This window comes from bacterium, assembly GCA_024228115.1.
Classification (GTDB): Bacteria; Myxococcota_A; UBA9160; order UBA9160; family UBA6930.
In genome coordinates this window covers 1-8,065 of sequence record JAAETT010000119.1, presented here as the reverse complement: position 1 = coordinate 8,065, position 8,065 = coordinate 1, and the positions used below count along the sequence as shown (strand labels likewise).

General features: G+C 65.2%; 8 protein-coding genes. 3 read left to right on the top strand and 5 right to left on the bottom strand.

What is annotated here, in order from left to right; translation table 11 throughout:
• Positions 1-176 precede the first annotated feature (176 nt).
• From GY937_05925 to GY937_05905, 5 genes are read right to left on the bottom strand one after another with little or no spacing between them, the layout of a single operon-like run.
• Complete coding sequence (locus GY937_05925) at positions 177-623, bottom strand: VOC family protein (GenBank protein ID MCP5056251.1); 447 nt, start codon at positions 621-623, stop codon at positions 177-179.
• Positions 620-1,846 carry a hypothetical protein gene (locus GY937_05920; protein ID MCP5056250.1) on the bottom strand — a complete coding sequence of 409 codons (1,227 nt, stop codon included), beginning with the start codon at positions 1,844-1,846 and terminating at the stop codon, positions 620-622. The genes GY937_05925 and GY937_05920 overlap by 4 nt, the downstream gene beginning before the upstream one ends.
• Entirely contained in the window at positions 1,846-2,805 is a 960-nt protein-coding gene (locus GY937_05915; GenBank protein ID MCP5056249.1) for an alpha-L-glutamate ligase-like protein, read from the bottom strand. Before GY937_05915 ends, GY937_05920 begins: the two co-directional genes overlap by 1 nt.
• The gene (locus GY937_05910) at positions 2,805-4,391 is read right to left on the bottom strand and encodes a UUP1 family membrane protein (protein ID MCP5056248.1); all 1,587 of its coding nucleotides are present in this window, start codon (positions 4,389-4,391) and stop codon (positions 2,805-2,807) included. The genes GY937_05915 and GY937_05910 overlap by 1 nt, the downstream gene beginning before the upstream one ends.
• 2 nt (positions 4,392-4,393) lie before the next feature.
• Positions 4,394-5,530: a succinylglutamate desuccinylase/aspartoacylase family protein gene (locus GY937_05905; protein ID MCP5056247.1), complete on the bottom strand. Its 1,137-nt coding sequence runs from the start codon at positions 5,528-5,530 to the stop codon at positions 4,394-4,396.
• A 249-nt stretch (positions 5,531-5,779) separates the two neighbouring features.
• Here GY937_05905 and GY937_05900 point away from each other — a divergent pair, with 249 nt between their 5' ends.
• The 3 genes from GY937_05900 to GY937_05890 all read left to right on the top strand — a co-directional run.
• On the top strand, positions 5,780-6,571 hold the full coding sequence (locus GY937_05900; GenBank protein MCP5056246.1) for a methyltransferase domain-containing protein: 792 nt from the start codon (positions 5,780-5,782) through the stop codon (positions 6,569-6,571).
• Entirely contained in the window at positions 6,568-7,578 is a 1,011-nt protein-coding gene (locus GY937_05895; protein ID MCP5056245.1) for a glycosyltransferase family 2 protein, read from the top strand. Before GY937_05900 ends, GY937_05895 begins: the two co-directional genes overlap by 4 nt.
• Before the next feature lie 102 nt (positions 7,579-7,680).
• Positions 7,681-8,065 (top strand): IS1380 family transposase (locus tag GY937_05890; protein MCP5056244.1); only part of this gene is annotated, 385 nt, incomplete at its 3' end.

Genomic DNA, 8,065 nt, shown 5'->3' with positions numbered 1-8,065 from the left:
GTGATGAGTTACGTGGACGGACACAACGATGATCCCACTCCCTTCGTCTGGTCCAAGACAGCAGAAGAGATCATCGAAAAGGTTGGCAGAGCCAGGCGCGCGCTGGATAATGCCCCAACAGCGTGAATCACATCACTAGCAACGGCGGAGGCGCCCTAGACCAACGCGAGGCCGCCCTACACCCCCCCGCGATGGATCGGCTGGGAGAGGCGGATCAGGTAGCCATCCGGGTCTGCGACCAACAACTGACGAACCACGCGAGCCGTCTTCCCGACCCGGTAACTTCTCTCGTGGCGCTCGAGCAGCAAGCTGTAGCTCTGGGCGGCGAGCCGGGAAACTATCGGTGCGAGGTCTTCTACTTCGATCTCGAGATTCAGCCCGCGGCCGAAGGGCTGATCCAGGTCGGCGGTTCGCCATTGGCCGGCCTGAAACTCCTCGGCTGTAGCGCGCTTCTTCGAGGCCGCCTCCTCGAGCATGAGGTGGGCGCGGCCCAGGCTGAGCGCGACGAACTTCTCCTCGGGCCTGTCGTATTCGATACGGAAACCCAGGAGGCCACTGTAGAACGCCATGCTCTTCGTCAGGTCGGAGACGGCGAGTTCCGGAACGAGAGCAGGCCGGGTCATCGTCCTGCGATGACGCCGAGCAGATCGCGGCCAGCGACCCTGCGAATGGCCTCTCGGAAGCCTTCGGTCGTCACGGGTGCACGGGTTCGAGCCAACTCGGCCACGACGTCGTCCAGGCTGGCTTCCTGGTCGGTGGCATCGCGAATCGCTTCATCCAGGCCGTGCAGGATGCCCACAGCACGGGCGGTGATGACCGGATCGGCATGGGCCGTGCGGAGGAGGGGCGCGGCGCTTCCCCTATCCGCCATACGCGAGAGGGAGCCGCGGAAACGGCGGCGACTGATCGAGCGAGAGCGAACCAGAACCTCCAACGAGTAGAGCTCGGCGAGGCCCTCGACGATCCAATCCCCATCTTCTCCGGCGCGGGCGCCCATCTGGGTATGAACGAGTTCATGCAGGAGCGGGCTCGTCGCATCCCCGGTGATCAGCGGGCGGTCCGCATGCAAGAAGGCGGATCGCGGGCCGGAAAGCCCACCCCTCCACATGGGATCTCCCGCGCTCACGATCAAGAGACGATCCGGCAGGGGGCCGGTGGCGTCCCGCAGGGCCGGAAGTGTCCAGCGCAGGAACGCGAGCATGTCCTGACGCCGCACTCCCTGGCCGATCGGCCCTGCAACGGCGACATGGCTTCCCGCGATGCGCTCGCGCAGGATGCCGAGGCGTCCGACCAACATCCATCCCGTCGGGCGGTCGAAGAGCCGGTCCGGGTTCACGATCTGATAGGCGCCTTTCGAAAGGCGTCGGTGGGGAACAGCGGATGACCACCGCTTCGGTGTGCGGAGCTTCAGGACCGAGAGAGATTCGGCACCCTTCTTGGCTCGTACTCTCGCGGGCGGAAACAGATCGCCGCCGCGAAAGAGCGCCCACTGCTCCGCGCAACGGGCGTCGTAGGCCGCCTGGGTGCGCAGATGATCGATGCGAAAGGTGTAGTGGAGTTCGCCTCCGCCATCGGGCGGTGTCCAGCGCACCTTCCCCTCGCTCTCTTCGATCTTGCCGTCGCCCTGAAAATCCAGATGGCGTTCCGGATCGATACTGAGCTGAATCCAACGGACGGCCCTGGCGCCACGGCCGAGACGAATCGTCGCCCGGGCGACTCTTTCCGTGGGAATGAGTGCGGCTTCGAAGACCACGTCGTAGGTGGCCGTCACCTGTTTCTCTTCTGCCCGGGCCGGAGCTCCGATCCACACCACGAGCAGGGCCCACGAGAGCAGGTAGAACCTCATCAAGCGGCACTCCGGCTGGAGAACGCCTGGCCCATCGCCACACGCTCGGCCACTGGCAGGGCTTGTTGCCAGGTCGTGTCGGGAGCACCAAGCACGCGATCCACCGCATCGAGCCGGGGCCGGAGGCCGGCTCGGTTGGCCAGTTGGATCGCGAGACCAGGCCGCGCGTTCAGCTCGAGGATGACCGGGCCCCGCACGGCATCGACGACCATATCCGCACCGATATACCCGAGACCCGTCCGATCGGTGGCGCGTACGGCGATCTCCAGGACCCGTTCAAATTCGGGTATCGGCACGTCCACCAGCGGCTGATCGCTATCCGGATGGCGAACGATGGGGCGATTCTTGTGCACCGCGAACAAGGTTCGACCACTCGCCAGATCGATGCCCGCGCCGATCGCACCTTGATGCAGGTTCGCCCGCCCGCCGCTCCGCTCTGTCGGAAACCGAGTCATCGCCATGACGGGGATACCTCGGTAGACGATCACCCGGACATCGGGCACGCCACCAGCCGAGAGCGGTGCCATCAGGAGATGGGTCTGCAAGCATTCTTCGACCAATGCCACATCGTGGTGCCCTGCAAGCGAGTAGAGGCCGGAAATGATGCCGGCCGCGTGATAGGCCAGATCTTCGGGAGAAACCAACCGCTCGCCGCGCAGGAAGCCGCCCTTCCCATCCCCGTGAATGACCAGGATGCCGTTTCCCATGGCACCGCGGGCCGGCTTCAAGACGAAGGATTCCACGTTGCCGAGTGCCTCGGGCAATCCGCGCGCTTCGACGTGAAGCCTCGCCTCGGCAAGCAGACGAGGCACGGGAATACCCGCTTCGATGCATAGCCGCTTGGTTTCGAGCTTGTCGTCGACCAGGGGAAAGCGAGCACGATCGTTGGCGGCCAGGGTGTAGCAAGCGTTGCGTCGATTGATCCCCAGGACGCCCTGACGTCGCAATGTACGCCACATCAGTCCGCGTCTCCGCCAACCGGGGGACGGATCAACCCGCGGAAACGCACGAGATCTGCCAGCCGATAGCCAGTGTAGCCGCCGATCCACACGAGCAGCCCCATGATGGCAACCACGAGTTCAGGGAACGAGAACATCAGGTAGCTGGCGTTCGAGCTGCGCAAGAGCGGATGAACGACGGCTGCGACGCTCACGGACCAGAGGCCGCGGGCCAGCGCCTCCTGGAGACCTTCCTCCGCGGCAGTGATGTAGATGCGCTCGACCAACATCGTGAGGATCACGATCGGGAAGACGACGCCGGCAAAGAAATCCGGAAGCATCGAACTCTCGGCTGCCAACGCCAGGCTGGTGACGAAGAGCACGACGATACATAACAAGATCGAGAGACGTGGAACCATCAAGAGCCGAAGCCGTTCGAGCCCACTGCGTGCCACGACAGCCAGAGCGGTCACGGCGCCGACCAGCACGAGCCCCAATGCCAACGAGAACTCCCTCAAAGAGAGGGCGATCAGGACGGGCATGAAGGTTCCATAGGTGGGAATGCCGATGACGTTGCGAAAGAGAGCCACGGTAAGCGCACCAAGAGGCAGCAGAAGCAGCACCCTCAACGCAGCCTGGCTATCGACAGGCAATCGGTACAACGAGAGCCGGGCCAGGATCGGGTTGTCCGGAGCAAGCAGGCTGGCAATCTCGTCCGGGCGCAGGGGCTCGCGCAGCGCGAGGTAGCGATGTCCCACCGCACGCACGCCGGTCGCTTCCACCAGGGGTTGCTCGCCTCGGCCCAGTTCCACGAAACCGCTCGGGCGACGTGCGAAGAAATCCTGCACCGCGGAAAGCGGCACCCAGGCTCCGCGCAGATTCGCTTCGGCCCAGATGCGGGGCTCGGGGGCGGCGCCATCGCGCAACTCCAGCCCACGAACGACCCGCGCCGGAATGCCCGCGCCGCGGAGCAACGTGATCAGCAGCCGCTCCTTGCCTTCGGCACTGCCCTCTCGTCGCGCCAGGGTCAGGAGCGCGTCACTGCCCGCGCCGCTCACCGCATCGATCTCGTGCACGACGAAGGCGAAGACCGTTCGAACGCGGGCCAGCAGATCGTCCGGCGCGGGGAGGTCGAGTTCCTCGAGCACCTGCTTCACGTCGGCCGAGGTCGCCGGAAGCTCTGATGTCGGCTGGATGTAGCGCTTGCGAAGCGCTCGCGTCGGCTGGGACGGATCCGCCTGCTCCGGGATGTCCACCACGAGTTCCCCGGATTGAATCCGGAACTGGTAGACGACCTCGTGGATGTCCTCGAGCCAGCCCGTCCACACCCCGACCCGATTGCCTCCTTGTTCGCGGATGCTGAAGCTCAGCCGATCCGATGAGGAACGTTCGTCGAAGACCAGCTGTTCCTGGGAACCGGCCGGGAGGAGCGCACGAACGCTTCCCTTCTTTCCATCTCCACGCACGTGAATACGCAGCTCGACCTGCCAGGGACCCGGCGTGTCCGCGGGCACGAGCGGGATGTCGTAGAGCCATACCTTGGCCGCGAACAAGGCAAGGCCGGCCGCAAGGAACAGGAAACCCGTGACGAGGACCGAGCGACTCACGGTTATTCCGGATGCTCGAGCGAATCGAGTTGATCGGGGCGCAGTGCAGGCTGTGATGGCGTGCCGGGCCCCTGCGAAGGCGCATCACCGGGCAGCCCGATATGAAACGCGGCGAAGCCCGGGATCACGACCTGGGAAAGGGCCATTCCGATGATCCGTCCAGGCACCGGCGCAATCACCTGGGAGCGGTCGTTCGAGACCGGATCGGTGACCGTGCCGAGGATCGTGCCGGCATCGACGCTTTCGCCAAGCTCCCGGTCGGTGATGAAGATCCCGCCGTCATTCACCCGCACCCAACGCGAACGGTAGAAGACTTCCGGATCATCACTCCGCGAGGATCGATCGATCATGCCGAGCTTCGCCAGTAGCTGGCGTGTGCCGTCGAACCCGCGCGCGATTTCATCGGCCTGGAAGCGCATCGGCTCTCCAGCCTCGTAGGTGATCGCCGTGATGTTGGCATCCATCGCCGCGCGACGCAGTGTTCCGGGCGCGCCTTCGCTGTGGAGGATCAGGGGAGTACCGAAGATGCGAGCCATTTCGAGAACCGCGGGCCTTCTCAGATCGGCACGAAGCTGCGGGATGTTGGTGCGGTGAAAGGAGCCAGTATGGAAATCGATCAACCGATCACAATGCAGCACCACGTTCTGGAACAGCGCGCCCGCAATGCGCGAGGCCGAGCTGCCACCAGGATGCCCGGGGAAGAAGCGGTTCAGATCGCGACGATCGGGCAAGTAGCGTGAGCTGCGCCGGAAACCGTGCAGATTGGCCACAGGCACGCCGATCAACATGCCGGAGAGATCCGGCGGTGCGACCGCCTCGAAGACCTTGCGGACGATCTCGATCCCGTTGAGTTCGTCGCCGTGGACTCCGGCCGTGAGGCATACGGTTGGGCCCGGGGTGAGCCCACGAATCACGAGCACCGGGATCTCGACCGATGTGCCCGCGAAGGACTCGCTGGCGCGGAGGAAGAGCCGCCGTTTTCCGCCAGCGGCCACGCTACGGCCCAGGATCTCGACCGCATCCCAGCTGGTCGATGTGACAGTGGGCTCCTGAGCGATCGCCGGCCCCGCCGCGAGACTGGCAAGGAGGAAGACGACGGCAAGAAGAAGGCCGTGGGCGAGGCTCGGCTGGGGACGCACGACCGTAGGCTAGGAGACTGATTTCCTCGTCGCCTCCGAGGGTTGGGGGCTTGTGCACCCGGACTCGAGGCGAAATCTCTGCGATACTGCCGCCAGAACCCGAATGCGTGCCGCCCCCGCCGTTCTCATGTCCTGGCCATTCGGCTCGCCTGCCCCCGGGAGCCGGGCACCCGGCCCGAGCGGAGGCATTTTCGGGACCGGGACGAGCTTCGGGCGCAGCCAGGATCCGCCGCATGGGACCCCCCGCTGATGGCTTCCCAGCGCCTCCCTGCAAACGAGATCGAACGCTTCGAAAGCTGGCTCGAAGGAATCGCCGAGCGACAAGCCGAACTCACGACCCGCGAACTCGGCCGCGGGATTCGCGCGGTTTCGCGGGTCTATGTCGAGAAAAGGGATGCCGGCACGTTGCGCGGGCGCGCCACCAACAGCGACGCCAGGCGTGCCGCGTTCACCCGGTTCTATGCCCCCCTCCACTTCCTTTGCCTCTGGTACGCTCATGAGACCCTTCGAGATGCGCTGGGCTCGCCAAAGACGAGCCGGATCCTCGACCTGGGCTGCGGAAGTGGTGCGGCCGGAGCCGCCTGGGCTCTCCAGCTCTCGCCGCGCCCCCGCATCGAAGGCATCGACGCATTGGGATGGGCGCTTCACGAAGCCCGGCGAACCTACAGCCACTTCGGGTTGCGCGCGCGAACCCGTCGCGGCGAGCTGCCTCGGGCCCTACCCGAAGCCGAGGAAGGCGATCTCCTGATCTGTGGCTGGATGATGAATGAACTCGAAGCCGACGCCCGTGACGCGCTGATTCTGCGTCTAGAACGGGCCATCGACCGGGGCGCCGCGTGCTTGATCCTGGAACCGCTGGCCGGGAGCGCGTCGCCGTGGTGGGACGCGACCGCCGCGCGCCTCTCCACGAGGGGAGTGCAAGACGGAATCTTCAAGACCGAAATCGAGTTGCCTGAAAGCCTTCGGGCGCTGGATCTGGCCGCCGGGCTCGACCATCGGGTGATCGGCGCCCGCTGGATGGCGGCCAAGGGCAGGAGTTGAGCACGGAACCGCTCGTCTCGGTGCTCCTCCCGTTTCGCGACGCCGCAAGAACCGTGGAGGCCGCCGTTCGCAGTGTGCTGCGGCAGAGCGAGGCAAGCCTCGAGTGCATCACAATCGACGATGGCTCGAGGGACGACGGCCCGCAGCGGGTCGCTTTGCTCGCCGAAAGTGATTCCCGAGTCCACCTCTTGCGCGAAAATCGCCTGGGCCTGGTGCCCGCCCTCACGCGCGGCCTGGCCGCCTGTCGAGGGCCCTTCATCGCGCGGATGGACGCCGACGATTGGATGCGACGCAGACGGCTGGCCCGACAACTCGAAGCCCTGGAGGCGGATCCCGGCCTCGGCGCCGTCGGCTGCCACGTCCGACTCTTCCCGCGCGGCGAACTCAGCGATGGGATGCGCAAATACGAAACCTGGCTGAACAGCCTCGAAACCGAAAAGGACGTCCATCAGAATGCGTTCATCGAATGCCCAATCGCCCACCCCACCTGGCTCATACGCCGCGAATTGTTAGGTGCATTGACCTACCGCGATGCCGAATGGCCCGAAGACTACGACCTGTTGCTGCGTTGGCGCGAGGCGGGGCACAGGATCGGCGTCGTTCCCGAGCGGTTGCATGGCTGGCGCGACGGGCCCGATCGGCTTTCGCGGAGCAGCCCGCGCTACGGAAGCGATCGCTTCGTCGCCTGCAAGGCGAACTTTCTGGCGCGAGGCTTCCTGGCCGGGCGCGACGACTACATTCTCTGGGGTTTCGGAGATACGGGACGTGCCCTGAGCCGGGAACTGCGCAGCCACGGAAAACACCCCAGCGCCATCATCGAACTCCACCCCGGGCGCCTGGGCCAACGGATCCACGACGCGCCGGTCATGGCTCCGGAAGGCCTGCCCTCGCTTCCCGCGTCGCCGCTGCTCGTCTCGGTCGCAGGAGCCGGCCCCCGCAGAGAAATCCGCGCCGCTCTCGCAAGGATGGGCTTCGAGGAAGCTCGAGATTACCTGTGTACCGCCTAGCGCGAATAATTCATGAAGAAGTCGTGGTCTTGAATTGAAGAAGGCCCCAGTTGCGGTAGAAACGAGTTGCAACACGCGTTTCCCCTCAACAAGGGCCCCTTCATGAAGCCGGATTCTACCGCACAGACTGTCACCTTTCCCGACTTGATCTCGAAGCCCGTCGTGGCGGCCTTCGACCAGGAGCACAGCAGCTCCGACGGCGGAGCCTTGTTGCTGAAGGCCATCGACGAGAAGCGGGGGCTGAGCGAGCAATTGGCGGAGTGCCTGCGCGATGGCCGACAAGCGGGCAAGGTCCTTCACGATCTCCCCGAACTCGTTCAGCAGCGAATGTTTGCGATCGCGCTGGGATATCCCGATGGGAACGACGCGAATGAACTCGCCGCCGATCCGATCCACAAGATGCTCATCGGCCGGAATCCCGGGCACGGGGACCGGCTGGCCTCGCAGGCGACGGTCTCGCGTTTCGAGAACGCACCGGGGATGGTGT

Bases quoted from the DNA above. Each gene is read 5' to 3' on its own strand.
- GY937_05920 (MCP5056250.1), bottom strand. From the start codon at position 1,846: ATGAGGTTCTACCTGCTCTCGTGGGCCCTGCTCGTGGTGTGGATCGGA.
- GY937_05900 (MCP5056246.1), top strand. From the start codon at position 5,780: ATGGCTTCCCAGCGCCTCCCTGCAAACGAGATCGAACGCTTCGAAAGC.
- GY937_05925 (MCP5056251.1), bottom strand. From the start codon at position 623: ATGACCCGGCCTGCTCTCGTTCCGGAACTCGCCGTCTCCGACCTGACG.
- GY937_05915 (MCP5056249.1), bottom strand. From the start codon at position 2,805: ATGTGGCGTACATTGCGACGTCAGGGCGTCCTGGGGATCAATCGACGC.